General features: G+C 73.2%; 26 protein-coding genes. 14 read left to right on the plus strand and 12 right to left on the minus strand.

The genetic code is table 11. From position 1 onward, the window contains the following. The first annotated feature begins 65 nt into the window (after nt 1-65). From ACIA6A_RS25155 to ACIA6A_RS25180, 6 genes are all read left to right on the plus strand, one after another. Nucleotides 66-1,043: a LysR family transcriptional regulator gene (locus ACIA6A_RS25155; RefSeq protein ID WP_396100292.1), complete on the plus strand. Its 978-nt coding sequence runs from the start codon at nt 66-68 to the stop codon at nt 1,041-1,043. An 8-nt stretch (nt 1,044-1,051) separates the two neighbouring features. Then, nucleotides 1,052-1,426 (plus strand): hypothetical protein, encoded by a 375-nt coding sequence (locus ACIA6A_RS25160; RefSeq protein WP_396100293.1) that lies wholly within the window; start codon nt 1,052-1,054, stop codon nt 1,424-1,426. 129 nt (nt 1,427-1,555) lie between these two features. Next, nucleotides 1,556-1,816: a hypothetical protein gene (locus ACIA6A_RS25165; RefSeq protein ID WP_396100294.1), complete on the plus strand. Its 261-nt coding sequence runs from the start codon at nt 1,556-1,558 to the stop codon at nt 1,814-1,816. A gap of 4 nt (nt 1,817-1,820) precedes the next feature. Beyond that, on the plus strand, nt 1,821-2,717 hold the full coding sequence (locus ACIA6A_RS25170; protein WP_396100295.1) for a hypothetical protein: 897 nt from the start codon (nt 1,821-1,823) through the stop codon (nt 2,715-2,717). After that, nucleotides 2,710-5,349 (plus strand): FtsK/SpoIIIE domain-containing protein, encoded by a 2,640-nt coding sequence (locus ACIA6A_RS25175; RefSeq protein WP_396100296.1) that lies wholly within the window; start codon nt 2,710-2,712, stop codon nt 5,347-5,349. Before ACIA6A_RS25170 ends, ACIA6A_RS25175 begins: the two co-directional genes overlap by 8 nt. Then, nucleotides 5,346-6,047 (plus strand): hypothetical protein, encoded by a 702-nt coding sequence (locus ACIA6A_RS25180; protein ID WP_396100297.1) that lies wholly within the window; start codon nt 5,346-5,348, stop codon nt 6,045-6,047. The genes ACIA6A_RS25175 and ACIA6A_RS25180 overlap by 4 nt, the downstream gene beginning before the upstream one ends. A 12-nt stretch (nt 6,048-6,059) precedes the next feature. On the opposite strand, the gene ACIA6A_RS25185 is transcribed toward ACIA6A_RS25180, so the two are convergent. Together ACIA6A_RS25185 and ACIA6A_RS25190 are read right to left on the minus strand one after the other, a co-directional pair. Then, entirely contained in the window at nt 6,060-7,328 is a 1,269-nt protein-coding gene (locus ACIA6A_RS25185) for a cupin domain-containing protein (protein WP_396100298.1), read from the minus strand. A 13-nt stretch (nt 7,329-7,341) separates the two neighbouring features. Continuing rightward, complete coding sequence (locus tag ACIA6A_RS25190; protein ID WP_396100299.1) at nt 7,342-7,659, minus strand: BatC protein; 318 nt, start codon at nt 7,657-7,659, stop codon at nt 7,342-7,344. 138 nt (nt 7,660-7,797) lie between these two features. On the opposite strand from ACIA6A_RS25190, the gene ACIA6A_RS25195 reads away from it, so the two are divergent. Further along, nucleotides 7,798-8,580 carry an aminotransferase class IV gene (locus tag ACIA6A_RS25195; RefSeq protein WP_396100300.1) on the plus strand — a complete coding sequence of 261 codons (783 nt, stop codon included), beginning with the start codon at nt 7,798-7,800 and terminating at the stop codon, nt 8,578-8,580. A gap of 53 nt (nt 8,581-8,633) precedes the next feature. Here ACIA6A_RS25195 and ACIA6A_RS25200 read toward each other — a convergent pair whose 3' ends face one another. The 3 genes from ACIA6A_RS25200 to ACIA6A_RS25210 all read right to left on the minus strand — a co-directional run bounded on the left by ACIA6A_RS25200 (nt 8,634) and on the right by ACIA6A_RS25210 (nt 10,731). Further along, nucleotides 8,634-9,056 carry a TraR/DksA family transcriptional regulator gene (locus tag ACIA6A_RS25200; protein ID WP_396100301.1) on the minus strand — a complete coding sequence of 141 codons (423 nt, stop codon included), beginning with the start codon at nt 9,054-9,056 and terminating at the stop codon, nt 8,634-8,636. Nucleotides 9,057-9,270: 214 nt separating this feature from the next. Continuing rightward, a complete protein-coding gene (locus ACIA6A_RS25205; protein WP_396100302.1) occupies nt 9,271-9,903 on the minus strand; it encodes a uridine kinase in 633 nt (210 codons plus the stop codon). Nucleotides 9,904-9,912: 9 nt separating this feature from the next. Next, nucleotides 9,913-10,731, minus strand: coding sequence for a helix-turn-helix domain-containing protein (locus ACIA6A_RS25210; RefSeq protein ID WP_396100303.1), 819 nt, complete (start codon nt 10,729-10,731; stop codon nt 9,913-9,915). Between the two features lie 103 nt (nt 10,732-10,834). On the opposite strand from ACIA6A_RS25210, the gene ACIA6A_RS25215 reads away from it, so the two are divergent. Next, nucleotides 10,835-11,578 (plus strand): SDR family oxidoreductase, encoded by a 744-nt coding sequence (locus ACIA6A_RS25215; protein WP_396100304.1) that lies wholly within the window; start codon nt 10,835-10,837, stop codon nt 11,576-11,578. 7 nt (nt 11,579-11,585) lie between these two features. Here the strand turns inward: ACIA6A_RS25215 and ACIA6A_RS25220 are convergent, their stop codons facing one another. Together ACIA6A_RS25220 and ACIA6A_RS25225 are read right to left on the minus strand one after the other, a co-directional pair. After that, complete coding sequence (locus ACIA6A_RS25220; protein WP_396100360.1) at nt 11,586-12,152, minus strand: winged helix-turn-helix domain-containing protein; 567 nt, start codon at nt 12,150-12,152, stop codon at nt 11,586-11,588. A gap of 923 nt (nt 12,153-13,075) precedes the next feature. Continuing rightward, a complete protein-coding gene (locus tag ACIA6A_RS25225) occupies nt 13,076-13,540 on the minus strand; it encodes a signal peptidase I (protein ID WP_396100305.1) in 465 nt (154 codons plus the stop codon). 101 nt (nt 13,541-13,641) lie between these two features. Between ACIA6A_RS25225 and ACIA6A_RS25230 the strand changes: the two genes are divergently transcribed. Together ACIA6A_RS25230 and ACIA6A_RS25235 are read left to right on the plus strand one after the other, a co-directional pair. After that, nucleotides 13,642-14,034, plus strand: a complete 393-nt coding sequence (locus ACIA6A_RS25230) for an ankyrin repeat domain-containing protein (RefSeq protein WP_396100306.1) — start codon at nt 13,642-13,644, stop codon at nt 14,032-14,034. A gap of 11 nt (nt 14,035-14,045) precedes the next feature. After that, a complete protein-coding gene (locus ACIA6A_RS25235) occupies nt 14,046-14,942 on the plus strand; it encodes a DUF3500 domain-containing protein (RefSeq protein WP_396100361.1) in 897 nt (298 codons plus the stop codon). Here ACIA6A_RS25235 and secA2 read toward each other — a convergent pair. Genes secA2 through ACIA6A_RS25255 form a run of 4 tightly spaced genes read right to left on the minus strand, consistent with a single transcriptional unit; the run spans nt 14,939 to nt 21,058 of the window. Then, entirely contained in the window at nt 14,939-17,227 is a 2,289-nt protein-coding gene (gene secA2 / locus ACIA6A_RS25240; RefSeq protein ID WP_396100307.1) for an accessory Sec system translocase SecA2, read from the minus strand. The genes ACIA6A_RS25235 and secA2 overlap by 4 nt on opposite strands. A 38-nt stretch (nt 17,228-17,265) precedes the next feature. Next, nucleotides 17,266-18,972 carry an ABC transporter ATP-binding protein gene (locus ACIA6A_RS25245; protein WP_396100308.1) on the minus strand — a complete coding sequence of 569 codons (1,707 nt, stop codon included), beginning with the start codon at nt 18,970-18,972 and terminating at the stop codon, nt 17,266-17,268. Nucleotides 18,973-18,993: 21 nt separating this feature from the next. Next, entirely contained in the window at nt 18,994-20,070 is a 1,077-nt protein-coding gene (locus ACIA6A_RS25250; RefSeq protein WP_396100309.1) for a zinc-binding alcohol dehydrogenase, read from the minus strand. Beyond that, nucleotides 20,063-21,058 carry a Gfo/Idh/MocA family protein gene (locus ACIA6A_RS25255; protein WP_396100310.1) on the minus strand — a complete coding sequence of 332 codons (996 nt, stop codon included), beginning with the start codon at nt 21,056-21,058 and terminating at the stop codon, nt 20,063-20,065. Before ACIA6A_RS25255 ends, ACIA6A_RS25250 begins: the two co-directional genes overlap by 8 nt. Before the next feature lie 144 nt (nt 21,059-21,202). Between ACIA6A_RS25255 and ACIA6A_RS25260 the strand changes: the two genes are divergently transcribed. The 4 genes from ACIA6A_RS25260 (at nt 21,203) to ACIA6A_RS25275 (ending at nt 24,968) form a co-directional block, all read left to right on the plus strand. Continuing rightward, nucleotides 21,203-22,216, plus strand: a complete 1,014-nt coding sequence (locus ACIA6A_RS25260; protein ID WP_396100311.1) for a glucosyl-3-phosphoglycerate synthase — start codon at nt 21,203-21,205, stop codon at nt 22,214-22,216. Beyond that, nucleotides 22,213-23,379, plus strand: a complete 1,167-nt coding sequence (locus ACIA6A_RS25265) for a glycosyltransferase (RefSeq protein WP_396100312.1) — start codon at nt 22,213-22,215, stop codon at nt 23,377-23,379. Before ACIA6A_RS25260 ends, ACIA6A_RS25265 begins: the two co-directional genes overlap by 4 nt. Before the next feature lie 9 nt (nt 23,380-23,388). Continuing rightward, nucleotides 23,389-24,117: an ATP-binding protein gene (locus tag ACIA6A_RS25270; protein WP_396100313.1), complete on the plus strand. Its 729-nt coding sequence runs from the start codon at nt 23,389-23,391 to the stop codon at nt 24,115-24,117. 221 nt (nt 24,118-24,338) lie between these two features. Further along, complete coding sequence (locus tag ACIA6A_RS25275; RefSeq protein WP_396100314.1) at nt 24,339-24,968, plus strand: ATP-binding protein; 630 nt, start codon at nt 24,339-24,341, stop codon at nt 24,966-24,968. A 5-nt stretch (nt 24,969-24,973) separates the two neighbouring features. Here the strand turns inward: ACIA6A_RS25275 and ACIA6A_RS25280 are convergent, their stop codons facing one another. Then, nucleotides 24,974-25,798 carry a hypothetical protein gene (locus ACIA6A_RS25280; protein WP_396100315.1) on the minus strand — a complete coding sequence of 275 codons (825 nt, stop codon included), beginning with the start codon at nt 25,796-25,798 and terminating at the stop codon, nt 24,974-24,976. Nucleotides 25,799-26,452 lie beyond the last annotated feature (654 nt).

Here is a 26,452-nt window from a genome sequence, read left to right on the forward strand (position 1 = left end):
ATATGGGGGATCTTTGACTGGCCGAAGGTCTAGCCCTTATCCCGCGAACGTCCTACCGTCACGCTATGAACCTGGAGCTGCGGCATCTCAAGGTGGTCTGTGCCATCGCGGAGACGGGCAGCGTGACGAAGGCGGCGTCGCTGCTCGGCCTCGCCCAGCCCGCCCTGACCGCGCAGTTGCAACGCATCGAGCGCACGCTCGGTGGTCCGCTGTTCGAACGTGACCGTCGCGGTGCCCGGCCGACCGCCCTGGGTGAGCTGGTGCTGTCCCGGGCCCGGGTGCTGCTGCCGGCCATGAAGGGCCTGCAGGACGAGGCCGCCCGCCTGGCCGGATCCGGGTCGGACCGCACGATGAGCCGCTACCGCATCGGCTCGGTCGGCGGGCCGGTCGTCGGCGGGATGGTGCAGCGACTGGCGGAGGCCCAGCCCGAGGCCCAGATCACCACCCAGGCGTCGTACTACATGGAAGAACTCGCCGAGATGACGATGGCGGGCAAGCTGGACTTCGTCCAGGTCGGGGTCTGCGGCGACGCCAACCCGTCCGCGGAGTACGGCCTGACCTGGCAGTCCATCGCGATGGACGCGGTCTGTGTGCTGATGCCCGAGGACCACCCGCAGGCCAAGGGCATGGACGTCGACCTCGCCGAGCTCAGCGACGCCACCTGGGCCGGCGGTCCGGGCGGCGGCTGCTTCACCGACTGCTTCTCGGCCGCGTGCGCCCGGGCCGGTTTCACCCCGCGCAAGATCCTCGAGACCGACATCCGCTCCGCCGTGGACCTGGTCGAGACCGGCGTGGCGGTGACGGTCGCGCAGCCCAGCTTCCGTCCCCCGGCCGGCCTGGTCACCCGGCCGCTGCGCAACGCTCCGGTCCGCTGGCGGCAGATGCTCGGCTGGCACCCGGACAGCCCGGCCGCCCAGGAGGCCGGCCGGCTGATGGCGATGGCCCGCGACGCCTATGTGGAGTCCGCCACCCGCAACCCGCTGTACCAGGAATGGCTCGCCGACTACCCGCACCTCGGCGTCGACAACCTCGCCACGGTCTGACCCGTCACATGACTCCCGCGCTGCTGGTCGTCGACGGCGCCAACGTCGTGGGCTCGAAGCCCGACGGGTGGTGGCGTGACCGCGCGGGGGCCGCCGTCCGGTTGCGGGACAAGCTCGTCCCGCTCACCGCCGCCGGCCTGCCGGATCTCCCCGGGCCCGTCGAGGTCGTCCTGGTCGTGGAGGGCAAGGCCCGCGACATACCGGAAACCGGCGGGGTACGCGTGGAGCGCGCGCCCGGATCCGGTGACGACACGATCGTGGACGTGGTGGCCGGGGCGGGCGCCGGACGCCGGGTGGTCGTGGTGACGGCCGACCGGGGCCTGCGGGAGCGGGTCACCGCCCTCGGCGCCGAGGTCCGCGGGCCGTCCAGCGTGCCGCGCTGACGTGTTTTCGACAGCGTACGGTACAGCCACCATTACGCGCTGAAACGGGCACTCGGGCACGACCTCCGCATCCGGGACGACTAAGCTGATCCCAGCAAGGTGGTGCCGATCAACCGGGAGGCTGCACGAGTGGCCAGCGTCGCCGAGGTCAGAGCGGCTGTGGACGCCGCGCTCCAGCAGGTGAACGAGGGGCAGGCCGCGATCCAGGCGGCCCGCGACAAGATCGCCGAGGCCCAGCAGAGTCTGGCCGCCGCGCTGGACGGATCCGCCAATGACGCGGTGGGTTCCGCGCACGCGTCGCTGTCGCAGGCCGACCAGCAGCTCGAGGAGTGCTTCGGCGCCACCGCCCTGGCGGTCGAGCAGGCCCAGACCTACACGGCGACACTCTGACCCGATGTCGCTGCTGCAGGAACTCGGCGCCCAGCTCCGCGCCACCTCCGAGGAGCTGCCCACCGGTCTCGTCTCCGTCGCCCGCGAACGCCTGCGCAGCGCGTCGGAGCTGCTCGACTGGGTCCGGCAGACCTCCGTGGACCCGCTCGGTGTGCCGCTGCTCGGCAACGCCGTCGAGCACGCGGAGCACGCCGCCGCCGCGCTACGGATGGCCCAGGATGCGATCGAGGCCTACCTCGCCGCGGTCGGGCTGGCCGGCGCCGGCGGCCCGCCCCCGGACACCGACTACAAGGCCGGCCTCAAGCCCGAGGAGACCCGGATCGCCGCTCAGCAGGATCAGCCGGCGCCCGAGAAGCTCGGCCGGTGGTGGCAGGAGCGGGTGGCCCAGCTCACCGGCGAGGCCGCACCCGCCCAGGACCCGGACGCCGCGCCCGGCACCAACGGCGACACCGCCGAGCTGCTGCGCAAGGTGGCCGCCGGGGTGCGCTCCGGCGACAAGGCGCGGGTCGGCCGGGACCTGCACGAGGTCAACGCGGCGACCGGGCTGGGGCTGTCCGCGGTCAGTTCCCCGGTCCTGCACCGCCTCGCCGGCGACCTGCTCGGCCACGAGCCCGGGCCCGACGACCTGAAACGACTGCGCAGTGCCGCGGCCGGCCGGGTGCAGTCGCTGCTGCCGGGCACCCCGCCTGAGGTGCTCGACACCCTGCTGGCCCGGATCTGCCGCACCCCGGCCGGGTCGCCGGCGCCGGCCCACCCCGCCGACTCGGCCGTCACCGCGAGCGTGCTGACCGGCGTGCTGCTCGCCCGGCTCGGCCGTGACCCGGCCACGCTCGACCCGAGTGCCCCCGAACCGCTGCGTAGGAACCCCGAGTCAGGACGGAGCCAAGGCGTCGATGCCTGAGTCCGCCGCCCGCCAGGTCGTCGAGGTCCGGGCCCTGCTGTCGCACGCCCTGGGCGCCGCGACCGGGGCCCTGCGCGCCGCCCAGGACGAGTACGAGAACGCCCGCACCCGCCGGAGCCGGGTGGTGACCGCCGCCCGCGAACGCCGGGCCCGGCTCGTCCACGAACGCGACAAACGGTTGCGCGAGATCGACGAGAACCACGACGCCGACCTCGCCGACCTGGCCGGGGCCGCCGCGCAGACCGGGGCGCTCGCCGCCCCCGGTGCCGCCGGGGCGCCCTGGTCCCGCTGGGCGCCCACCCCGGCCGCCTCCGGCACCGCCGCGCCCGAGTTGCGGGCCGGCCGGCTGCTGCTGCCGTACGAGGGTGAGGTCCCCGCCCTCGTGCCGCTGCTCGACCAGGGCCACGTGCTGGTCCGCGGCGACGAGCGGATCGGTGACGACGTGGTGGCCGGGCTGCTGCTGCGCGCGCTCGGCAGTGCCGAACCCGGCCGGATCCTGCTCACCGGGTACGACCCCGAGCAGCTCGGCGGCGGTCTCGCCGGTTTCGCGCCGCTCGCCCCGGCCGGGGCCCTGCAGTTCGTCGGGCCGGGCGGGCTCGGCGCGCTGCTCGACGACCTCGTCGACAACGTGCGGCGGATCAACGAGACGGTCCTCGCGGGCGAGCACTCCTCGCTGCGGGAACTGGCCGCCGCCACCGGGCGCCGCCCCGAGCCGTGGCGGATCGCGATCCTGCTCGGCCGCCCCGACGAGCTGTCCAAGCACGAACGCGGCCAGCTCGACCGGCTGCTGCGCACCGGCGCGGCCTGCGGCGTACACCTGATCGTGCGGGGTCTGGCCGTGCCGCGGACCGCGAAGGTCGAGGTGGTCGACGCGGCCCCCGGCGACGCCGCCCGCCTCAGCGGCCTCGGCGACCTGCCGGTCCGCCTCGATCCCGCCCCGGACCCGGGCCTGATCACCCGCACGTGCCGGCAGATCGCCGACGACTTCGCGGCCGGTCCCGCGCCGGTGGCCCTGGACAGCCTGCTGCCCGACCAGGAATGGCAGGAGACGTCGGCGCGGGCGCTGACCGCCCCGCTGGGCGACAACCCGCAGGGCGCGCCGGTGCACGTCACGCTCTCGGACTACCCGCCGCACGCGCTGATCGCCGGACCGTCCGGCACCGGCAAGACCAACCTCATCTACGCGTGGATGGGTGCGCTGGCCTCCCGCTACTCCCCCGCCGAGCTGGCGTTCTACCTGCTCGACTTCAAGGAGGGCGTCTCGTTCGCCCGGTTCGCGCCGGGCCGCCGCGACCCGAGCTGGCTGCCGCACGTGCGTCTCGTCGGCGTCAACGTGAACACCGACCGCGAATTCGGCCTGGCCCTGCTGCGGTTCCTCGGTGCCGAACTGCGCAGCCGGGCCGACGCCGCCAAACGCCACGAGGTCACTAACCTGGCCGAGCTGCGCGCCGAGGACCCGGACGGCTCCTGGCCCCGGATCGTGGCGGTCGTCGACGAGTTCCAGGTGCTGCTGTCCGGCCGGGACGCGGTCGCCGCCGAGGCCGTCGACCTGCTCGAGGACCTCGCCCGCCGGGGCCGCTCGCAGGGCATCCACCTCGTGCTGGCCAGCCAGGACGTCTCCGGCATCGAGGCGCTGTGGGGCCGGCCCGCGCTGGTCGCCCAGTTCTCGCTGCGGATCGCGCTGCCCCGCGCCCGGCGGGTCCTCGCCGAGACCAACACCGCGGCCGACGTGCTCCCCCGCTACCACGCGGTGGTCAACGCCGACTCCGGCGCGGTCGAGGCCAACCGGATCGTCCGGGTGCCCGACGCCGGCAACCGGGAACGCTGGAGCGCCCTGCAGCACCGGCTCTGGGACAACCGCCCGCCGGAGCTGGCCGCGCCCCGGCTGTTCGACGGCGACGCGATCCCGCGGCTCGACGCCAGTCCGGACTTCGACCAGCTGACCCCGGCGGCGACCGTCGCCGCCCCGATCGTGCTGCTCGGCGAGACCATCGATGTGCAGGCCCGCTCGGCGCGCACGCTGCTGCGCCGGGCGCCGGGCCGCAACATCGCCGTCATGGGTACCCGCGTCGAGGAGGCCTGCGCGGTCCTGCACACCGCCGCCCGCTCGCTCGCGGCCCAGTTCGAGCCGGGCGCCGCCCAGTTCGCGGTGGCCTGCCTCGACACCGACGCCGGGCCCGCGGTCGAGGCGCTCAAGGGGGTGCTGCCCGACGACACCGGCTACTACGACATCGACACGGTGGAGTATCTGTTCGAGGACGCGGCCACCCGCGCCACCGAGGGCACCGCCGCCGACCGGCCGCTGTTCCTGCTGCTGTACGCCGTCGACGCGGCCCCCGGCAAGACCCCGGCCCTGCTGCGCCAGATCCTGCGCCAGGGCCCGGAACGCCGGGTCCACGTCATCGGCTGGTGGCGGGGGGCGTCCCTGCTGCGCGACACGCTCGGCGGGCAGGCCAGTCGTACCGATGTCATCGGCTCCTGGGTCGCGCTCGACGTGCACGGCAGCGAACTCTCGCCCTACTACCCCGGGCACGGCTCCCCCACCTGGTATCCCCGCCCCTGGCGGGCCCTGCACTTCGACCGCTCGGTGCATCGTGGCGCCGAGGTGATCATCCCTTACGGACCGACATGACCTCTGAATCCGACGGCACCCTCGAGCGCCGCACCCCCGACTACCGCAGCGTCGTGCACAAACTGATCAACCTCGACGACGAAGCCGCCGGCCACCGCGGTGAGGCACACTCCTGGCACGACACCCGGGCCGACGAGACCGACGAGGCCGTACGCGCCGCCGACCAACGGGTCCGCGACGCCCAGCAGGCCGTCGAGGTCGCCCAGCAGCGCCTCGACGAGGTCGACGCGGACGTGGCCGGCCTCTGGGCAGAGTTCGCCCACCGGACCGGCCGGCTCGCGGACCGGTTCGGCGGGGCGCCCCAGCCGGAGATCCCCCGCCAGCGCGACCGCGACGCGGCGGAATACCTGCAGGAGGCCGCCGCCACCGCCGCCTGGACCCCGGCCGCCAAACCGCTCAAGGGAGCGGCACTGCTGTACACCGGTCTGGGCGCGCTCGGCGGCGCGGTGGGCCTGGCGGCCTGGTCCCTGCTGCGCTGGGCGGGCCGGGAGAGCGGCGGCGACCTGGCGGCCGGGCTGCCGGTGGTGGCCCTGATCGTGGCCCTGCTCGGCCCGATCCTGGCGGTGGTGACCGCCAAACGGGTCGCGGACCGCAGCGGGACCCCGCTGGACGCCTCGGCCGTGACCACGGTGCTGGTCTCCGCCCTGATCACGGCCGGGCTGATCCTCGCGCTGGTCCGCAACAGCGCCGCCACCTGACCCGTTGCGGGTCTAGCTGTCCGGGACCAGGACGGCCTCGCGGAGCAGGCGGCGGACCAGGACCAGCCGGTCGTGATCGTCCTCCAGCCCCGGCAGATCGGCGACGCGATGCGGGGAGCCGTCCAGAACAGAGCGCAGAGCCACCGCACAGTACGCCGGGAAGCGCAGCGTGCGTCCGGTCAGACGCAGCACCACGTGCTCGGCGCCGTCGGGGGTGAGCTGCCGGCGCAGGCCGTGCCGGACGGTGACCCGGTCATCGGGCGTCAGGGCCTGGGCGAACGCGAGCTGGGCGAGTGGCTTGACCGGCTCGGGGCGCTGCGACGGCCAGTCCCGGGCGCGCAGCCGGTCCGCGACCTCGGCCGGGTCGGCGGTGAGCAGCCAGTCACGCAGCGCGGCCACGGTCTCGGTGAGCTCGGGCGCGACCTGATCCGGATCGGCGACGTCCATCGCGTACGGCAGGGTGGCTCGTAGCCGTTGATCGGTCGCCGCCATGGTCAGCAGCTCCTCGACCAGGGCGTAGCGGGTCAGGGCCCGGACACCGAACGTCAGGTGCAGGGAGCTGTCGCTCTGCGCCTCGGCCGAGTGCAGCCAGCCGCGCGGGAGGTAGAGGGCGTCGCCGGGGGCGAGGACGACATCCAGCGCGGCCGGGCCGTCGGCCACCGCGCCCACCTCGTCGGCGCGGCCGCCCCAGGCCTGGCGTTCGAGCGGGTCGGGCAGCACCGGCTCGTGGACGCGCCAGCGCTTGGTGCCGTCGACCTGCAGGACGAACACGTCGTGGGTGTCGTAGTGCGTCGCGAAACCCTTGTTGCCGGCCGGGGTGAGGTACGCGTTGACCTGCAGCGGTTGACGCAGCTCAGCACCGAGGCGGCGGGCGTACTCGATCAGCGGCGGCCAGATGCGGTGCAGTCCCTGGAACACGAGGGTGGCACCGTCGGCGTACAGCTTCATGACCTTGTCGTCGATGACCTGGTCGGTGATCTCCGCCCCGGCCCCGCCGCCGCCGGTGAACGACGACGCGGGCAGGACGGTGCCCTTCGAGGCGACCCGCAGGAACGGGGTGCGCAGACCGCGCTCGCTGAGCAGCTCGTCGGCGGCCTCCGGCGACAGCAGATCGCGGAAGCCGCCCGGGCCGGCGAACTCGTCGGCCCGGGTCAGCAGCGGCTGACGACCCCAGTAGGCCTCGGCGAACTTCACGGGATCGATGGCCACCGCCCGCCCCAGCGCGGAACCGGCGGAGGTGGCCGGACGGTCCTCGGTGCCGTCCGGCGTGGGGTTCGTCATTGCCGGGCTCCCGTCAGGACGCGGTGCCGTCAGCGCCGCCGTCGTGGCCGGCCGGGTTCGCTCCGCCGTCGGCCGGGCCCTCGCCCGAGGCACCGCCGTCGGCACCACCGTCGTGGCCGTGCACGTTGGCCCCGCCATCGGCCTGGCCCTCGCCCGAGGCACCGCCGTCGGCACCACCGTCGTGGCCGGCCGGGTTGGCGCCGCCGTCCGCGGGGCCCTCGGCACTGCCGTCGGCACCGCCGTCGTGGCCGCTCGCGTTCGCCCCACCGTCGGCCAGACCCTCGCCGGTCACGCCGCTGCCGCCGGTGATGTCGTCGTCATTGAGTCGCATGATGATTCTCCTTCGTCGGTGGAGACCTCCGGATACCCGTTCCGATCACCGCTAATCTCCCGTGACGGACGCCACCACCGGCGCCGCGCCGGTCGGCGTGGGAACGCGATGACGGACCCACACCGTAGGGTGGACGGGGTGCTGAACGTGGAACTGAACGGACACGCGCCGGATGTGGCCCAGCTGCACCGGCTCGTGACGCTGAACTACGGCCACTACACCAGCCTGCAGGTGCGCGACGGCCGGGTGCGGGGCCTCGCTCTGCACCTCGCCCGGCTCGCGGACGGGGCCGAGGAGTTGTTCGGGCATCGCATCGGCGTCGCGGAGGAGCATCACCTGCTCGGACTGATCCGCCATGCGCTGGGGCCGCTGCGCGACGCGTCCGTCCGGGTCACCCTGGTGCCCGGGCCCGACGTCCAGTCGCCGCCCGACGTGCTGGTGTCGGTGTCCGATCCCGCACCCGACGCCCCCGGGCCGCCGTTACGCATCCAGAGCATCGAATACGCCCGTGACCTGCCGGAACACAAGCACCGGGGCACGTTCATGCAGAATTTCCACCTGCGTGAGGCCCGGTTGGCCGGGTTCGACGACCGGGTCTTCGTCGGCACGGACGGCCGGGTCAGCGAGGGCACGTCGTGGAATCTCGCGCTGTGGGACGGCGAGCAGGTCGTGTGGCCGGCCGCGCCGATGCTGCGCGGCGTCACCATGGTGTTGTTGCAGCTCGCGATGTCGATGAACGGCACGCCGTGGACGCTGCGGCCGGTCGACGCCGGTGAGCTGACCGGGTTCGCCGGGGCCGCCTTGGTCAACACGATCGGGATCCAGGACGTCGCCAGTCTCGACGAGGTGCCGCTGGTCGACCACCGGATCGCGAAGATCCTGGGCGAGGCGTGGGCCGAGGTCCCGTACGACGAGCTCTGAGGACCGGCGGTCCGCCGCCCGGGTGTGCGGGCGGCGGACCGGGAGGCCTGGTGTCAGCCCGCGCGACGCTCGCGGTTGGTCTTGCAGTGGACACAGGTGGTGGCCGACGGGAACACCTCGAGCCGCTCGACCGGAATCGGGTTCGAGCAGTTCTCGCAGTTGCCGTAGGAACCGTCCGCGAGGCGCTGCATGGCAAGCTCTGCCTGCTCGCGCCGGTCGAGAAGGGTCCGCAGCAGCGACGTCGCGGCGTCGCGCTCGGCGGTCTTGGAACCGCTGTCCGCCTGGTCGTCACCGGCGGCGTCGCCGATCTCGACCAGCCTGAGCCGATGGTTCTCGGCGACGGCTTCCTCGTACTCCGCGTTGAGGTCGTCGAAACGGGTCTGCAGCAGCACCCGGATCCGGTCGGCGTCGTCCTTCGAGCGACCCTTGGCGGTGTCGGCACCTTTACCCGTGATGACCGCGCTGTTGACGAGCATGTGCTCCCCTGCCCTTCCCTCTGCCCCTGCCGATGAGACTCCCCCGAGCCGGCCCCTCGTGTCTCACCGTGGAGCCGCCTTGTACCCACCGGCGAAGATCCCAAACGGGGTCCCCGCAAAAAAGTAACCGCAGCATAACTGTCAGTGCTCGCTACCGCCACGGACTGCGCAAACCTGCTTTCGAGTCGCAGGTCACAGGCGTGTGAGTCGGCATTCACTCACGTGGGAGCACCATCGCGGGGCGGCGCGGGTCATCCATCCGGACGACAACATCGGCGAATGCGGCGGGGCCGACCTCACCCGCGTAACGGGCCAGCGCCGGCAGCGTCCAGCGCTGCTCCGGGCCGGTGCGGCGGGCCAGCGCGCCGGCCGAGAGTTCCAGATGGACGGTGAGATCGAACGGCAGCCCGGCACCGAGCAGCAACGGCCCGCTGACGATCACCACGGCGTTCGGGGCCAGCTCCCGATAGGGCTCGCGGGCCGCCCGATCGGCCGCCGCGTCCCACAACCTGGTCACGACCCGCCCGCTGCCACCGGGCCCGGCCGGATCGAGCACCTCGCGGCGCAGGCCCGGCTCGTCGAGCCAGCCCGCATAATACGAGTCCGGATTGGTCCGCCCGAACTCCAGACGCACGGAGGCGGGCCGGAGAAAATCCTCGGACGACACCCGTACGCAGGGACGGCCCAGCACCCGCAGTGGACCGACCAGGGCGTCGGCGAGCGACCCGGGGTCGGCCGCCGCGGCCCCGTCCACCGCCACCCGGACCCGGCCCGTGGGCCAGCCGTCGGCGACGCGGCCGGTCAGCTCCCCGACCAGCACGTCGATCGACACGGGACGCACCTGCACCGCACGAGCCTAGGGGGCCGCCGTGAGCGAGGCCAGCAGGCGCAGCTTCTCGGCGCTGCCGGAGCCCGCGTCGGGATAGTAGACCACCAGGATCAGGCCGTCGGCCGGCAGCTTGTCCCGGTGCAGCACGAGCTCGCCGACGACCGGGTGCCGGACCGTGGTCGTGCCACCCCGCAGCTCGCGGACGTCGTGGCGGGCCCACAGCGTGCGGAACCGCGCGCTCGCCAGTGACAGCTCACCCACGAGCTGCATCACCCGCTCGTCGTCGGCCCCGTCGCCGACACTGCGCCGGAACGCCGCGACGAAGCCCTCCGTGGCCCGTTCCCAGTCGGCGTGGAACTCCCGCTCCTCCGGGTCCAGCAGCATCGAGCGCAGGCGGTTCTCGCCCGGGCGCAACCGGGGCGACAACGCCACGGCCAGCGCGTTGGAGGCGAGCACGTCGAACGCGCGCCCCTCGACGAAGGCCGGCACCCCGAGCGCGGCCAGCAGCTGGTGCAACCGGGCCGGCACGTGCTCGCGCCGGCGCCGCGGGCGGGCCCGGGGCCGGGCCGCGGCGAGATCGTGCAGATAACGGCACTCGACGTCGTCCAGCAGCAGGACCCGGGCGAGCGCGTCGAGCACCTGCGGTGACGGATTCTTGTCACGGCCGCGCTCCAGCCGCAGGTAGTAGTCGGCGCTGATCCCGGCCAGCAGCGCCACCTCCTCACGGCGCAGGCCCCGGACCCGGCGCCGGATCCCCGGCTGGATCCCGGCCCGCTCGGGCGAGATCAGGTCCCGCCGCGCCTTCAGATAGGCGCCGAGCCGGTTCGTGTCGTCGTCACCGCTCATGACGCCGAGATTAGTCCCGGCCCGCCCCCGCAGAGGGGGCCCTGCCACTCCCCGGATCCGCACGGATCTTCCTGGCCCGGCACCCCGGTGCGAGCTTGTGACCATGGACTTCACGAACCGTACGGTCTTCATCGCCGGAGGTACCTCGGGCATCGGCCTGGGCCTCGCCCACCGCCTCGTCGCCGCCGGCGCCACGGTCGTCGTCGGCGGCCGCCGCACACCCACCGGCACCGGTCCGGCCTTCGTCGAGATCGACGTCACCGACCCGGACTCGGTCCGGCGGGCCCGGGACAGCGTGCTCGCCGATCACCCCGGCCTCGACGTCGTGGTCACCATGGCCGGGATCATGCTCCCGGAGGACCTGCGCGACCCCGGGCACTTCGCCGACGCCGAGACCACCGTGGCGACCAACCTGCTCGGCACGATCCGGGTGATCGACGCGTTCACGCCGCACCTGCTCGGGCGCGGGGCCGCGACGATCGTCACGGTCAGCTCGGGCATCGCCTTCCTGCCGTTCCCGCTGATGCCCACCTACGCCGCCACGAAGGCCGGCGTGCACGCGTACTCGGAGGCATTGCGCGCGCAACTCGCCGGCACCGGCGTGGAGGTCACCGAACTGGTCCCGCCGGCCGTCGCCGTCACCCCGGAACACCGGCGGATGAACCCGCGCGCCTTGGACCTGGCGGCCTACCTCGACGAGGTGATGACGCTGCTCGGGAGCAACCCCACCCCGGACGAGATCCTGGTACGGGGTGTGCGGCAGCACCGCTGGGCCGAGCGCGACGGCACGTACGCCGGCCTGGTGGCGCAACGGTCCCAGGCCCTCACCGGCCTGCCGGGTCGCTGACAGCGAATCAGTTCTGCGGGTCGATCACGATATCGGCGTCGTCGGAGAGCCGGTATCCCACGCCGTAAACGGTGGTGATCAAAGGAACGGCACCCATCTTGACCCGGAGCCGGCGCACGTGGACGTCGACCGTGCGTTCGCCGGTATGGTCGTATCCCCACACGCCGGTGAGCAACTGCATGCGGGTGAACACCCGGCGCGGGTTGGCGGTCAGAAATTGCAGAAGATCGAATTCCAGCCGGGTCAACGGCATCGGTTCACCGCCGACGAGCACCTGTCGGGAACTGGTCAGCAACCGTACCTCCAGCCGGGGATCCCCGGGCCGGGGCGGATATCCCGGACCGGGGTCTTGGGCCGGCGCGAGATCATCGGCGGGCGAGAGATCCTGGCCCGGCGAAAAAGGCTGATCCGGTGCGAACGACAGGGCCGGAGAAAACGGCTGGGCCGACGGGAAAGGCTGGGCCGGCGGGAAAGGCTGGGCCTGAGAGTACGGCTGGCCCGGCGGGAAAGGCTGGGCCTGAGAGTACGGCTGGCCCGGAGAGTACGGCTGAGCCGGTAAAAAGGGCTGAGCCATGGGAACGGCCTGGGTCGGGAGGGACTGCCCCGGATGAGCCTGGGCCGGGTGCGCCGGGGCCGGGTACGCCTGGGCCGGGTACGCCTGGGCCGGGTGCGCCTGGGCCGGGTGCGCCTGGGCCCAGGAACGGCCGGGCACCGTGGACGGGCCCGAGGGAGAGTCCTGGGTGGCGGACGAATCCCGGGCCGCCGGCACCTGTCCCGATAGAAGCTGGGCCGATGGAAGCTGGACCTGGACCGGGGTCCCGGGCGCCGGGGCGCCGTCCTGGCCGGTCACGGAGACCTCGCCGCCGCCGGATTCGACCAGGTCGCAGACCGCGTCGAGCAGGCGCTGGGCCTGCGGCGGCAGGGAATCGCCGGTGAGCGGGAAGTTCAGGGTGACCGTCAGGGCCGTGGGCGCTCCCGGCTCGCGAAGCGCGGTGAACGCGAGACCAGCTCCCGCCGGACCAGCTCCCGCCGGACCAGCTCCCGCCGGACCAGCTCCCGCGAGATCGGCACCCGGGCCGGCGGCGGACCCGGCGACCGGACCACCGGACGAGCCGGCGCCCACCGGGGTGACAGCCGCGCCACCTGCCGGGGTGACAGCAGGGCCGGCGTGCCGGCCGGCGCCGGGAACGGGGCCCGGCGCCTGGGTGGGGCCCGGGATGGTGTTCGGGCCGCCCTCGCGTGCCGGATGTCGTCCCGGGCGTCCGGGCAGGACCGTGACCGGCATGAAGTTCTCCCCCGTCTTTTGCAAAATGGGAACGGTACCACCTTCCACAGTGCACACAGACTGTGGAATTAATGCACGCTTAAACCGCCATCGATATTTGCGGTGGCCCGGGTGAGCGGTCAAGACGGCATCCACACTGTGGGAATCCGGTTCCACGGTGCCAGAATGCATTGAGTTTTCCGGCACCGGGAATGCGATTACCATCACGTCGGCTAACGGTTGCCGTCCGTTTCCATACCGTCCTGGCCATAGCCTCCGGGCGGGGGTGGCAGGCGCCATCCCGGCAGCGATGGCCAGCGCACCGTGAGCACCACCGTCTCCTGGTCGCCGGCCTGCCAGGAGTGGTCCTGACCCGGTCCCCAGACCACATAGTCGCCCGGCTGGCGCAGCACCACGGTGCGGTCCCGCAGCTCGATGTCGAACGAGCCGCTGATGAGCACCAGCAGTGCCGTGCGGGTCTCGTGGGTGGCCCAGGCCGCCCGCCGGTCACCCGGGGGGTGGATCCCCCATTTGACCTCGACCTCGCCGCTGTGCAGCAGGTCGCCCTCCGGCATGAAATGGCCCAGCAGCCATCCCTGGTTACGGACCCCGTCCTCACCGGCGCGGCCCACGTGGACCCCGTCGCTCGGCCGGTGGGTCTCCTGCGGTAGGCCCTTCCGGCCAGCCTCGACTGTCATGCCTGTCATCCATCTCGATAGGCGCAGTTCAGTGCCGCCGATCAGGCACCGGGACCCCTGCGCGAATGTGCGGCGCACATTAGCACCGTAGGCTGATGGGTATGGCCGAGGAATGGGATGCCGAAACCATCGCCTTCGCGCACCGGATGTTCGACCTCGCGCGCGACGGCGGCACCGGCGAGCTGGCCGGTCAGCTCGCCGCCGGGCTGCCCGCGAACCTCACGAACGACAAGGGTGACACGCTGCTGGTGCTGGCCGCGTACCACAACCATCCGGACACGGTGGCGATGCTGCTCGAGCACGGCGCCGATCCGGCGCGGGTCAACGACCGGGGGCAGACGGCCCTGGCCGCAGCGGTGTTCCGCAAGAACACCGCGACGGTGACGAGCCTGCTCGCGGCCGGGGCGAGGCCGGAGGACGGCAGTCCCAGCGCGCTCGAGACGGCCGCGTTCTTCGACCTGCCCGAGATGGCAGAGCTGCTGAGCGGCGCATGATCGCCGACGACATGGCCAAGGTGGCCGGCGCGCTGCTGGAGAGCCACCCGGAGGCCGGGGCGGGGCTGGACGACCGGTTCCGCCGCTGGATCGACTACACGCCGGTGCCGGACCGGCCCGGGGTGTCGCTCGCCGATCTGGGGCCGGGGCCGCGCAAGCTGGCGCACCGGTTGCTGGCCACGGCGCTCAGTGAGCCCGCCTACGCCCAGGCCATGGCGGTCATCGCGCTGGAGGAGGTGCTGGACCGCCGGGAGGGCGGGCGGCGTTCCCGGCACAGCGAGGATTACCGGTTCATCGTTTTCGGGGTGCCCGGCACCGACGCGTGGGCGTGGCGTTTCGAGGGCCACCACCTGTCGGTGAGCATGACCGTCGTGGACGGGCGGGTCTCCCCCGCGCCGCTGTTCCTGGGCGCCAATCCGGCGCGGGTGGACGTGCTCGGGCGGCCCGTGCTGCGGCCCCTGGGGGTCGAGGAGGATCTCGGGCGCGAGCTGTTGCACGCGCTGAGCCCGCAGGCGCGGCAGGCGGCGGTGGTCGCCGAGCTCGCACCGTACGACATCCGGACCGCGACCGGCGCCCGCAGCGCGCTGATCGATCCGCCCGGCGTCAGCCGCGATGCCCTGCGGCCCACCGAGCGGGCGCTGCTCGACCAGCTGGTGGCGCTGTATCTGGGCCGGCTGCCGGACGAGCTGGCCGCGGAGCTGGACCCGCGCGGCGGCGACGTGTTCTTCGCCTGGGAGGGGCCGCCGCAGCCCGGCACCCGGCACTACTACCGGGTGCAGGCCGACGACCTGGTCATCGAGTTCGACCATACGAGCGACGACGGCAACCACGCGCACAGCGTGCTGCGCCGCCCGCGCGGAGAGTTCGGCGAGGACCTGCTCGCCGAACACCTCCGCGGCAGGATCTAGCTGCTGGACGTGAGGCGCCGGCCGACCGCCGCGATGAGGCGGTCGAGCTCGGAGCCGAACGGGTTGTCGTGCACGAGGTAGGTCCAGGTGGCGCTCGGGCGCACGATCTCGGCGCGCTCGGGCTGCCAGCCGTCGGAGAAGTCAACCTCCTCGAACGTCTCGATGGTGCGGCGCTCGATCTCGGTGAAGACCTTCTGGAACGCCGGGACCGCCGAGCGGTGGAACTCGTCGAGCGGGTCGAGCTTGCCCAGCGCCCGCAGGTGCACGCCCTCGCGCACCTCGGAGAGCTCGGCGAGGTGGTCGACCCAGAGCCGGTCGAGGTGGTTCAGCGCGATCGCCCGGGCCGCGTCGGAGAGCACGTCCTCGTCGATCTCCTTGGCCTTCTCCGGGGTGCGCTCGAGCAGCATGATCGCGGCGATCTCGGAGGTCAGCAGGCGCTCGCGGCGCTCGGCGAGGGCGATGCGCTGCTGCTCGATGACGACGCTGTAGCGCCAGGTGTTGCGGTGGATCTCGTGGTTGACGCCCTCGGCGACGCGCTGGGCGTGCTCGACGGCGTACTCGACCTGGTCGTCGTGGACCACGCCGTCCATGTCCATCCGCGGCGAGGACGGCAGGATGTCGCCGGCGTGCCGGGTGACCAGGTCGTCCTCGAGGCTGACGAAGAAGACCGAGCCGCCCGGGTCACCCTGGCGGCCGGCGCGACCGCGCAGCTGGTCGTCGACGCGGCGGCTGTCGTGCCGGCCGCTGCCGATGACGTAGAGCCCGCCGAGCTCGACGACCTCGTCGCGGTCCTTCTCGTCGCTGCCGCCGAGGCGGATGTCGACGCCGCGGCCGGCCATCTGGGTGGAGACGGTGACCGCACCCTTGGCGCCGGCCTCCGCGATGATGGCGGCCTCCTCGCCGTCGTTCTTGGCGTTGAGCACCACCGAGGGGATCCCGGCCGCGGCGAGCTGCTTGGCGAGCAGCTCCGAGGCCTTCACGTCGAGGGTGCCGATGAGCACCGGGCGCCCCTTGTCGTGGGCGATCTTGATCTCCTCGACCAGCGCCTCGTCGCGCATGTCGTGCGCGGAGTAGATGCGGTCGGGCTCGTCCTCGCGGATGTTCGGGGTGTTGGACGGGATGACCGCCACCTCGAGCTTGAAGTACTCGCGGAGCTGCTCACCGACGTGCACCGCGGTCGCCGTCATGCCGCAGACCGTCTTGTAGAGCGCGATGTACGCCTGCACGGTGATCGTGTCGAGCACCTCGCCCTCGGCGGTGGCGTGCAGGCCCTCCTTGGCCTCCACGGCCGCCTGGAGCCCGTCGGGCCAGCGCCGGCGCTGGGCGACCCGGCCGCGCATCTCATCGATCAGCTCGACCGAGCCGTCCCGGACGATGTAGTCGACGTCGCGGCGCAGCAGGGCCTCGGCGTGCAGGGCCACGTTCACCGCGGACAGCTCGCTGACGTGCTCGTCGGCGTACAGGTCGAGGTCCATCTTCTCCTCGAGGGCCTTGAGGCCCGCGTCGGTGAAGGCGACGCTGCGGCCGTCCTCGGCGACCTCGAAGTCCTTGCCGGGGCGCAGCTCGCGGACCAGCTCGGCGGCGTTGAGGACCGGGTTGGTCTCGCCCAGGACGCTGCCGGCGAGGACCATCGGCACCCGGGCCTCGTCGATCAGGATCGAGTCGGCCTCGTCGACGATCGCGGTGGCCAGCGCGCGCTGCACGCGGTCCTCGATGTCGGTGACCAGCTGGTCGCGCAGGTAGTCGAAGCCACCCTCGCTGACCGACACGTACGTGACGTCGGCCGCGTACGCCGCGCGGCGTTCCTCCGGAGTGGACGCCTCGGTGACCCAGCCGACGCTCAGGCCGAGCAGCTGGTAGATGGGCTCCATCCAGGTGGCGTCCCGGCGGGCCAGGTAGTCGTTGACCGTGAGGATGTGCACGGGGCCGTTGCCGAGCCGGACGTGGCCGTACGCGGCGATGGTCGCGGTGAGCGTCTTGCCCTCACCGGTGGCCATCTCGGCGACCTTGCCGGAGAGCAGCGCCATCGCGCCGAGCAGCTGCACGTCGTACGGTCGCTGCTCGATCGCGCGGAACGCGGCCTCGCGCCCGATCGCGCAGATCTCCTCGAACGTCGTCGCCTCGCCGGCGGCGGCGGTCAGCGCCTCGTCGTCGAGCTCTTTGAGGCCCTCCTCCCGGGCCTCGACGGCCGGCAGCCGCTTCTCCAACGGACCGAGATCGACCGTGGTACCCGGACGCTGCAGAAACTTGCGGAACCGGCTCTTCAGCCGCTGAGACACACCCATGGCGATGTACGGTACTTCACTTTCCTGGTAGCTGTGCGTCAGGACACCAGGAGCTGATGCGTGGCGAGTTCGCGGTACAGCGGGCTGATGTCGAGGAGTTCCTGGTGGGTGCCGGTGGCGGCCACCGCGCCGCCCTCCAGGACGACGATCAGGTCGCTGTCGACAACGGTGGAGAGCCGGTGCGCGACGACGATCAGCGTGCGGCGCCGGGCCGCGGTGGCGATCGCGGCCCGCAGCGCGGCCTCGTTGCGGGCGTCGAGATTGCTGGTGGGCTCGTCGAGCAGCAGGATCGGGGTGTCCGCGAGCAGTGTCCGTGCGATGGCCAGGCGCTGGCGCTCGCCGCCGGAGAGCAGCACCCCACCCTCACCGACCTGCACACCGAGACCTTCCGGGGTACGCGTGACGAGGCCGCCCAGGTTGACGTCGTCCAGGGCGCGCAGCAGGGTCGCGTCGTCGGCCCCGGGCGCGGTCAGCAGCAGGTTGTCGCGCAGCGTTCCGGCCAGCACCGGGGCTTCCTGCTCGACGTATCCGAGCCGGGCGCGCAGGGCGTCGCGGGGCAGGTCACGCACGTCGGCGCCGTCCACCCGTACGGTGCCGGAGGTGATCTCGTAGAAGCGCTCGACGAGGGCGAGGGCGGTGGACTTGCCGGCCCCGGACGGGCCCACGAGCGCGACCCGGGAGCCGCGGGGGACGCGGAAAGAGACATCCCGCAGCACCGCGTCGCCGTTCGGGTAGGCGAAGCTCACATGATCGAACTCGACCGCGTCGGCGTGTTCCGGGAAGACGGCACCGGTGGCGTCGCCCGCGGTCTCGGACGGCAGGTCCAGGATCTCGTCGATGCGGGTCAGCGCGCCGAGGCCGGTCTGCAGCCGGGTGTACGCGTTGAGCGCCTGGCCGAGCGGCATGATCATGAAGAACAGGAACAGGATGAACGCCACGAGGTCGCCGACGCCGATCGCGCCGGACGCCACCCGGGCCCCGCCCACGCCGAGGACCAGCAGGAACGCGCCCTGGGTGGCGGCCGTGGAGGCGGGGCCGACGATCGCTTCGAGACGGGCGACGCGCATGCCGGCCTCGTACGCCTCGGTGGCGCTGCCGGCGACGGTGACGGCCTCGCGGTCCTCGGCGCCGCTGGCCCGGATCGTGCGGACCGCGGAGATGGCCCGCTCCACCGCCGAGGTCATCTCGCCGAGCCGCGCCTGGGCCTGCTCGGAGAGTGCGCGGACGCGGCGCGACACGGTGATCGCGACGCCCATGCCGACCGCCAGGCCGCCCAGGGCGACCGCCAGCAGCAGCGGGTCGAGCACGGCCATCGCCACGGTCGCGCCGATCACCATGACGACGCCGGCGACCATCTCGAACAGTCCGGAGGTGACCACGGCGCGCAGCAGGGTGGTGTCCGCGCCGACCCGGGACAGCAGATCGCCGGTACGGCGGGCGTCGTACTCGGCGATCGGCAGGCGCATCAGGTGACCGGCCAGCCGGCGCCGGGTGGTCAGCACGACCCCTTCGGCCGTGCGTTGCAGCAGGTAGTCGCGCACGCCGCCGAGTGCCGCGCCGGTGACCAGCAGCGCGACCAGCAGCGCCACCGGCGATCCGACCGGCTCCCGGGCCGAGATCGCGTCCAGCACCGTACGGACGAGCAGCGGTTGCACCAGGGAGGCACCGGCCCCGGCCACCGACAGCACCGCGACGACGATCAACGTGCCGCGGTGCTGTCGCAGGTAGGGCAGCAGTTTGCGCATACCGCCGAGCGTAGCCAGCGATCAGAACGAGATGACCGCCTGCAACTCCTGCCGCTCACGGGCGGCGAGGTCGGTGAGCAGCGCGGGCGCCTCGTCGAAGGGCACCACCGCGGAGATCAGGTTCTTCCGGATCTCTTCCCCGTACGCCCAGAGCAGCGCGATGGTCTCCGCCGAGAGCCGTTCGCGGTCCCAGAACGGGGCCAGGCCGCGCGGCACCCGTCCGATCTGGGCGGTGCGCACCCCGAGCCCGTTGTGGTGGAACTCCTCGCCGAGCCGGACCTCGTCCGCCCCGCCCTGATAGAACGCCAGGTCGATGACGGTGCCCTGGGGCCGCAGCAGGCGCAGGGCCAGCTGCAGCGCGGACGCCTGGCCGCGGCACTGGAACACCACGTCGGCGCCGCGGTCCCCGGCGTTGTGCCGCCAAGCGGTCTTGAGCGTGACCGCCGGGTCGTCCGCGTCCGGGTCGAGGGTCTCGAGCCCGAGCGCCTCGGCCACCGCCCGGCGCGCGGGCGTCGGGTCGAGCACCACGACCGAGGCGGCGCCGTGGGCCTGGGCGAACAGCGCGGTGAGCAGGCCGACCACCCCGGCGCCGGTGACCGCGACCCGGCGGCCCTGCACCCCGTCGCCGAGGCTCTGGACCGCGGTGCCGCGCAGGTCGGCGGCCGCGTGCAGCAGCCCGTTGGCGCAGATCGGGCCCATGTGCGCGACGTAGATGCCGAGGATCGGGTCGAGGTCGGCGGGCAGCGGGACGACCCGGTCGCGCAGCGGGTCACCGGTCCAGCCGGTGCGGTGGCCGTACGTCATGGCCACGAGCGCGCCCTCGGTGACCGCGGGGGTGCTGCTGCTCTCGACCCGGCCGACCTCCATGTAGCCGAGCCGGGTCACCGGCCAGGCCTCGGCGGCGGCGCCCTCGAACAGCCCCAGCTCCGGGTCGAGGCGGGAGTGCAGGGCGGGGTTGGTGCCCTTGACGTACGTCAGCTCGGTGCCGGCCGAGACGCCGGAGTACATCGTGCGGACCCGGAACGGCCCCGGCGCGATGTCCTCCTCGACGATCTCGACGCTGCCGGGCTTGGTCACGACGATGTTGCGGTCACGCACTGGCGAGCTCCTTCAGCTGGACCGGGCGGCCGGACGAGGCGGACCGGGCGACGGCGAGGGCCAACGCGTGGGTCCGGGTGGCCTCGGCGTACGGGACGCGGATGTCGTCGCCCTCGCCGCGGACCGCCGCGATGAAGGCCCGGTCGACCGCGACGCGGGCCGTCTCCGGGTCGCTCTCGATCTCACGGACCCCGTCGGCGTCGCGGATCGTGAGGCCGGTCTCGCTGATCGCCACGGCGAGGCCGTCGGCGTACACCTCGAGCCCGGCGCGTTCCTTCCAGCCCAGCACGCAGGTCGCGGCGAGGGTGCCCACCGCGCCGCTCGCGAAGCGCAGGGTGGCCGCCGTGGCGCCGTCGATGTCGGCGCCGTCCGCGTCCGGCGGGGTGCCGTTGCCGATCGCGGTCACCTCGGAGACCTCGCCGGCCAGGTAGCGGGCGAGGTCGAGCACGTGGGCGGCCTGCTCCACGACCGGGCCGCCCGAGCGGTCCTTGTGCGGCCACCAGCCGACCGGCGGCACCTTGTCGAGCCACGCGCCGGTCACCAGCCGGATCGCCCGGCCGGCGAGCAGTTCCCGGGCCTGGTCGACCACGGCGAGATACCGCCAATGGTGACCCACCGCACTGACAATTTCACGCTGCGCAATTAGCTCGCCGATTTCATGGGCAATGTCCAGATCAAGTGAAATAGGCTTTTCCACGAAAATGGGCAGCCCCGCGGCGATCACCGCCCGCTCGGCGGGACCGTGCGCGAACGGCGGGACACACACGTACGCGGCGTCGAGCCCCGACTCCAGCAACGCCGCCACGTCCGGCAGCGCCCGTGTCGAGAACTCCTCAGCGAACCGCTGAGCCGCCTCCGGCACCACGTCCGTCACGCCCGCAACCTGCACATCCGGCAGTGCGGACAGGACCCGCGCGTGCCGCTGAGCCACCCCTCCGGCTCCGATGATTCCCACCCGTGTCGCAGCCATCCGGCCCTGTTTTGACATGGGCGGGAAAGTCTCCTGGCGCCGGGTGCCGAAACGTGAGACATGCCATTCACAGCGATTCGTAACCTGCCGTCAAGATTGACTTCGGTCTCCACGGGGGATTTGCCGATCTCCATTCGTGATCGTGACCGGGGGACTCCGCAGATGCGCAACGGCACCGCACCACCGACCGCTTCGCCCGTGGTCGAGGCCTGGACCAAGTACCGCAGCTCGAACGCCGGTCAGTGGACACCCGCCCGGCTCCTGCGCGCCAAGCGGCGCACCACGGTCAGCGTGGTCATCCCGGCCCGCAACGAGGCCGCCACGGTCGGCGACATCGTCGCGGCCATCCGGCACGACCTGATGGACGTCGTGCCGCTGGTGGACGAGATCGTGGTGGTCGACTCCCGCTCCACCGACGCGACCACCGACGTGGCCCGCGCGGCCGGTGCCAGGGTGGTCCACCAGGACGACGTGACCCGCGGCCTGCCCCGGATGGAGGGTAAGGGCGACGCGCTGTGGGCCGGGCTCGCGGCCAGCACCGGTGACGTCGTGGCGTTCGTCGACGGCGACCTCAAACAGTTCTCGTCGACGTTCGTGACCGGGCTGATCGGACCGCTGCTCACCGACCGTACGGTCGAGTTCGTCAAGGGCTTCTACCACCGGCCGCTCGTCGGGGTCACCGGCACCGAGCCCGACGGCGGCGGCCGGGTCACCGAGCTGGCCGCCCGCCCGCTGCTCAACCTGTTCTGGCCCGACCTGGCCGGCTTCGTCCAGCCGCTCGCCGGCGAGTACGCCGGGCGCCGCGCCACCCTCGAACGGATCCCGTTCGTCTCCGGGTACGGCGTCGAGATCGCCATGCTCATCGACCTGCTGGACCTCGTCGGGCTCGACGCCCTCGCCCAGGCCGACCTCGGCGAGCGGTACCACCGCCACCAGGGCACCGAGGCGCTCGGCCGGATGTCCGCGCAGATCATGGTCACCGCGTGGTCCCGGCTGCACCGCCGCGGCCTGGTCGCCGACGCGCTGCCGCCCTCGACGATCCTCACCCAGTTCCACCGCGGCGCCGGCCCGGTCGCCTCGCACCTGGACCGGGAGATCGTCGTCAGCGACGCCGGGGTCAGCGAACGCCCCCCGCTGGTCACCATCCCCCGCATGCTCCCGCTGACCGCCGCATGAGGGTCCTGATCAACGCCGGCCCCTGGCTGCCGGTCCCGCCGATCGGCTACGGCGGCATCGAGAACATCATCGCGACCCTCGTCCCCGGGCTGCGCGAGCTCGGGGTCGAGGTGGTGCTCGCCAGCGTCGGCGACAGCACCCTCGCCGTCGACGAACGGGTCTCGGTGTTCCCCGACGGACAGTTCAAGCTGCTGCAACGGCCGTACAACCAGGTCTGCGGCGTCATCCCGGCGCACCAGAACGCGGTGGTGCGCCGGATCGCCGAGGGCGACATCGACGTCATCCACGACCACGTCGAGGCCGCCGGGCTCGCCACCCTCGCTGCCCTGGGCCACGACGCACCGCCCGCACTGCACACCCTGCACTGGGACCTGCAAAAACACCCCGAGCTGTACGGCACGTTCGACGGTGCCGGCCGGGTGTACGTCAACGGCGTCTCGGCCGACCAGCTCACCCACGCTCCGGTGGCGTTGCAGGCGCACTCCGTCGGGCACGTGCACCTCGCGACCCCGCTGGCCGCCGACCCGCCGCCCCTGGCCACCAAGCGGGGCTATGTGGTCGTACTCGGCCGGATCAACGCCGGCAAGGGACAGGACCTGGCCGCGCGGCTCGCCCACCGGTACGGGTTCGATCTCGTGCTCGCGGGGCCGGTCGGGCCGTACCACTCGCCGGCCGCGCTGGCCGGCGCCGACCCGCAGAACCCCGACGTGCGCTTCTGGCTCGACCACGTCGCGCCGCATGTGGACGGTGACCGGGTGCGCTGGCTCGGCACCCTGCACGGCCAGGAGCGCGACGACCTGGTGGCGGGGGCCGACGCCGCGCTGTTCCCGTTGCGCTGGAACGAACCCGGCGGCACCGCGGTGGTCGAATCGCTCGCCCTGGGCACCCCGGTGGTCGGCATCGCCCGCGGCTGCCTGCCCGAGATGATCGACCACGGCCGGACCGGCCTGCTCACCACCGACGAGGAGGAACTCGGCGAGCTCGTCCGCGCGGCCGGCACGCTGGATCCGGGCGAATGCCGCGCCGAGGCCGCCCGGCGGTTCTCCCCCGCCACGATGGCCGCCTCCTACCTCGCACTCTACGAACAGGTCCGACGTTTGCCCCCGGGATCCGGTGGGCAATCAGGGACGCGCGACGCGACGGGAGCGACGCGACGGGGGTGAGGGGACGAGATGTCGAGCCAGCTGGTCTGCCGGCCGGAACGCAGCCTCCCGGTGGCGATCCTGCGGGTCAGCGGCGTGCTCGACGACCTCACCGGGGCCGCGCTGGAGCAGGCGGTCGCGCGCAGCCTCTGCGCCCAGCCCGAGTCACTGCTCATCGACGTCGCCGGGCTGGACATCCCCGACCCGCTCGCGTTGCGGGTCCTCACCGGCATCCTGTGCCGCAACGCCGAGTGGCCAGGTGTGCCGATCGTGCTCTGCGGCGCCGGGGCCACCGTCGCCGCGGAGCTCTCCGGCTGCGACAACGTGACCGCGGCGCCGAGCTGTGAGCAGGCCCTGGCGGCGGCCGGACCGGAACCGGCACCGCAACGACTGCGGGTCCGGTTGCGACCGGTCCCCGACGCCTGCCGGCAGGTCCGCCAGCTCGTCACCGCGACCTGCACCGGCTGGCACCGCCGCGAGATGGCCTCGACCGCGGCGCTGGTCGCCACGGAACTGGTCGCCAACGTCGTGCGGCACGCCCACACCACCATGGAATTCACCCTCGGCCTGCGCGGTGGGCTGGTCGGTCTGACCGTACGCGACGGCAGCCGCCTGTTGCCCCGGCCGAAGGACCCGGCAGCCGCCGAGGCCGGGGGACGCGGGCTGCACCTCGTCAAGGAACTCACCGACGCCTGGGGTGTGCTGCCGGTCACCGACGGCAAGGTCGTCTGGACCCGCATGGCGGCGAGCACGGCGTGAGCCCCGGCGAGGAGCTCACCGCCGACAGCGACGGCGCCATCATCGTCGTGGAGGCCGACGACATCTGAGTTTCGACGCGACGACCTGCGGGTAGGGGGACCGGTGCCAGATCGTAGACGGCATTGAGCCTCGATGCATCGGTCCGGGCGGATGACGGGTGACTGCTGGTCACCCTCTCCGGGACACTATCCCTGAGCGAGGTTCCGCAGATCCGCACCACATTGCTCAAACGCCTCGCCGACCAGCCGGAAGCCCTCCTGGTGGACATCTCGGCGATGATTGTGCAGGACCCGCTCGCGCTGACGGTGTTCCCCGACGTGGCCCGGCAGGCAGCCCGCTGGCCCGGCATCTCGATCCTGCTCTGCGCCCCCGCCCCGGCCACCCGCCGCGCCCTGGAGGTGGCGGCCTGCCGCCGGCTGCCGGTCCTGCCCGACCTGGCGACAGCCCGCACCCAGGCCCGCACCGAACACCGGACCCTGCCCACGATCAGCGACGACCTGCTCCCGGTGCCCGGCTCGGTCCGCCAGGCCCGCACCGTGGTCACCGACGCCTGCCACCGCTGGGACCTGCCCGCCCTCACCGGCCCGGCCACGCTCATCGCCAGCGAATTCGTCACCAACGCGGTCACCCACGCGGCCACCCCGATGACCCTGCGCCTCAGCCTGACCCGGCGCTACCTGCACCTCTCGGTCCGCGACGGCTCCCCGGCCGCCCCCGCGATCAGCCGGGACGTCTTCCCGGCCACCACCGGCGGCCGCGGCCTGCTGCTGGTCGAGACCATGGCCCACAGCTGGGGCTGGCTACCCGGCAACGAGGGCAAGGTCGTCTGGGCCTGCCTCCCCCGCGCCTGACCCGCTCACTGCTGCGGGCGCGGCGGCAGCCCGCTCGGCGCGTCTTCCTCCCGGCCCACCGGAGGCCAGGCCGGAGGAGCCGCCTGCGTACCCGGTTGCGCCCCCGCTCCACCCGGACCGGGCCGCGGCGGCAGCCCCGACGGTTCCTCCGTCGTACCCGGATTGAACGCGCCCCCGAGCTGCCCACCCTGCTGCCCCGGCGCGGCTTGCTGCCCCGGCGCGGCTTGTTGAGACGCGGCCGGGGACGGTGCTGCCTGCGGGAACGAGGTCGGCGCGGTCTGCTGCTCGGCACTCTGCGCCGGAGCGGCCTGCTGGAAGGGACTCCCTGCCGGCGTCGCCTGCTGGAACGGATTCGGCGCGGGGGTCGCTTGCTGGAACGGATTCGGCGGCGCTTGCGGACCGGGAGGCGATGCTTGCGGACCGGGGGGCGACGCCTGCTGGTCGGCGCTCTGCGCCGGAGCGGCCTGCTGGAACGGATTCGGCGCGGGCGAGGCCTGCTGGAACGGGTTCGCAGCCGACGCGGCCTGCTGAGACAGGTTCGGCGCCGGCGCGGCTTGCTGGAACGGATTCACAGCCGACGAGGCGGGCTGAGACGGATTCGGCGCCGACGAGGCCGGCTGGGAGAGGTTCGGCGCGGCGGTGGCGTCCGGGGCCGGCCGCGGCTGGAACGGGTTCGCGGCCGGCGTCGCCTGCAAGAACGGGCTCGGCGCGGGCGTAGCCTGCTGGAACGCGCTGGACGGTGCCGCACCGGCGGGCAGGCCGGACGGTTCCGCACCCCCGCCCGGACCGGCTTGCGGGACGTCGAGCGCCGGAGGCGACACCTGCGGCACATCGACCCACCCACTCGCCTGGCCCGCGGACGGCCGGCCCTGGTCCGGACCTCCGGGAGCAGCCTGACGGCGACCCGCGGGATCGGGCACCCGGAAGGCGTTCTCCACCGAACCCGCACCGGGCGGAGAGATCTGCGGCCCGGCATGCGGCGCCTCCGCCGAGCCACCCCCGGCGGCACCAGGAGCAGCCACGCCGCCGGACCCGGACCCGGCAGGCCCCAGGCCCCCAGATCCCAGACCCCCAGATCCCAGACCCCCAGATCCCAGACCCCCAGGCCCCAGACCACCAGATCCCGGGCCCCCAGACCCTGGTCCAGTGGATCCCGGGGCCGCGGGCCCTTGGCCTCCAGACCCCGGAACCCCAGACCCCGGAACCCCCGACCCCGGAACCCCAGACCCCGGGCCCGCAGGCCCTGACCCAGCGGATCCCGGGCCTCCGGGCCCCGACCCGGCAGATCCCGGCCCAGCGGATCCCAGCCCAGCGGATCCCAGCCCGGCAGATCCCAGCCCGGCAAGGCCGGCCGGGGTGGCGCCAACCTGGCCTGGGCCGGACATTCCGGGCGTCGATCCGGCAAGTCCGGCACCGCCCGACGTCGTCAGGTCCGCGGGAGACGGGGCGGTCAAGCTTCCCGGGGCGCCGGGCGTCGCCGGGGT

This window comes from Actinoplanes sp. NPDC051494 (assembly GCF_044454705.1).
Classification (GTDB): Bacteria; Actinomycetota; Actinomycetes; order Mycobacteriales; family Micromonosporaceae; genus Actinoplanes.

What these genes read in the sequence shown, in the direction of transcription:
- ACIA6A_RS25155 (WP_396100292.1), top strand. Translation starts at nt 66, where the DNA reads ATGAACCTGGAGCTGCGGCATCTCAAGGTGGTCTGTGCCATCGCGGAG.
- ACIA6A_RS25160 (WP_396100293.1), top strand. Translation starts at nt 1,052, where the DNA reads ATGACTCCCGCGCTGCTGGTCGTCGACGGCGCCAACGTCGTGGGCTCG.
- ACIA6A_RS25170 (WP_396100295.1), top strand. Translation starts at nt 1,821, where the DNA reads ATGTCGCTGCTGCAGGAACTCGGCGCCCAGCTCCGCGCCACCTCCGAG.
- ACIA6A_RS25175 (WP_396100296.1), top strand. Translation starts at nt 2,710, where the DNA reads ATGCCTGAGTCCGCCGCCCGCCAGGTCGTCGAGGTCCGGGCCCTGCTG.
- ACIA6A_RS25180 (WP_396100297.1), top strand. Translation starts at nt 5,346, where the DNA reads ATGACCTCTGAATCCGACGGCACCCTCGAGCGCCGCACCCCCGACTAC.
- ACIA6A_RS25185 (WP_396100298.1), bottom strand. Translation starts at nt 7,328, where the DNA reads ATGACGAACCCCACGCCGGACGGCACCGAGGACCGTCCGGCCACCTCC.
- ACIA6A_RS25190 (WP_396100299.1), bottom strand. Translation starts at nt 7,659, where the DNA reads ATGCGACTCAATGACGACGACATCACCGGCGGCAGCGGCGTGACCGGC.
- ACIA6A_RS25200 (WP_396100301.1), bottom strand. Translation starts at nt 9,056, where the DNA reads ATGCTCGTCAACAGCGCGGTCATCACGGGTAAAGGTGCCGACACCGCC.
- ACIA6A_RS25210 (WP_396100303.1), bottom strand. Translation starts at nt 10,731, where the DNA reads ATGAGCGGTGACGACGACACGAACCGGCTCGGCGCCTATCTGAAGGCG.
- ACIA6A_RS25215 (WP_396100304.1), top strand. Translation starts at nt 10,835, where the DNA reads ATGGACTTCACGAACCGTACGGTCTTCATCGCCGGAGGTACCTCGGGC.
- ACIA6A_RS25220 (WP_396100360.1), bottom strand. Translation starts at nt 12,152, where the DNA reads ATGGCTCAGCCCTTTTTACCGGCTCAGCCGTACTCTCCGGGCCAGCCG.
- ACIA6A_RS25225 (WP_396100305.1), bottom strand. Translation starts at nt 13,540, where the DNA reads ATGACAGTCGAGGCTGGCCGGAAGGGCCTACCGCAGGAGACCCACCGG.
- ACIA6A_RS25230 (WP_396100306.1), top strand. Translation starts at nt 13,642, where the DNA reads ATGGCCGAGGAATGGGATGCCGAAACCATCGCCTTCGCGCACCGGATG.
- ACIA6A_RS25235 (WP_396100361.1), top strand. Translation starts at nt 14,046, where the DNA reads ATGGCCAAGGTGGCCGGCGCGCTGCTGGAGAGCCACCCGGAGGCCGGG.
- secA2 (WP_396100307.1), bottom strand. Translation starts at nt 17,227, where the DNA reads ATGGGTGTGTCTCAGCGGCTGAAGAGCCGGTTCCGCAAGTTTCTGCAG.
- ACIA6A_RS25245 (WP_396100308.1), bottom strand. Translation starts at nt 18,972, where the DNA reads ATGCGCAAACTGCTGCCCTACCTGCGACAGCACCGCGGCACGTTGATC.
- ACIA6A_RS25255 (WP_396100310.1), bottom strand. Translation starts at nt 21,058, where the DNA reads ATGTCAAAACAGGGCCGGATGGCTGCGACACGGGTGGGAATCATCGGA.
- ACIA6A_RS25260 (WP_396100311.1), top strand. Translation starts at nt 21,203, where the DNA reads ATGCGCAACGGCACCGCACCACCGACCGCTTCGCCCGTGGTCGAGGCC.
- ACIA6A_RS25265 (WP_396100312.1), top strand. Translation starts at nt 22,213, where the DNA reads ATGAGGGTCCTGATCAACGCCGGCCCCTGGCTGCCGGTCCCGCCGATC.
- ACIA6A_RS25270 (WP_396100313.1), top strand. Translation starts at nt 23,389, where the DNA reads ATGTCGAGCCAGCTGGTCTGCCGGCCGGAACGCAGCCTCCCGGTGGCG.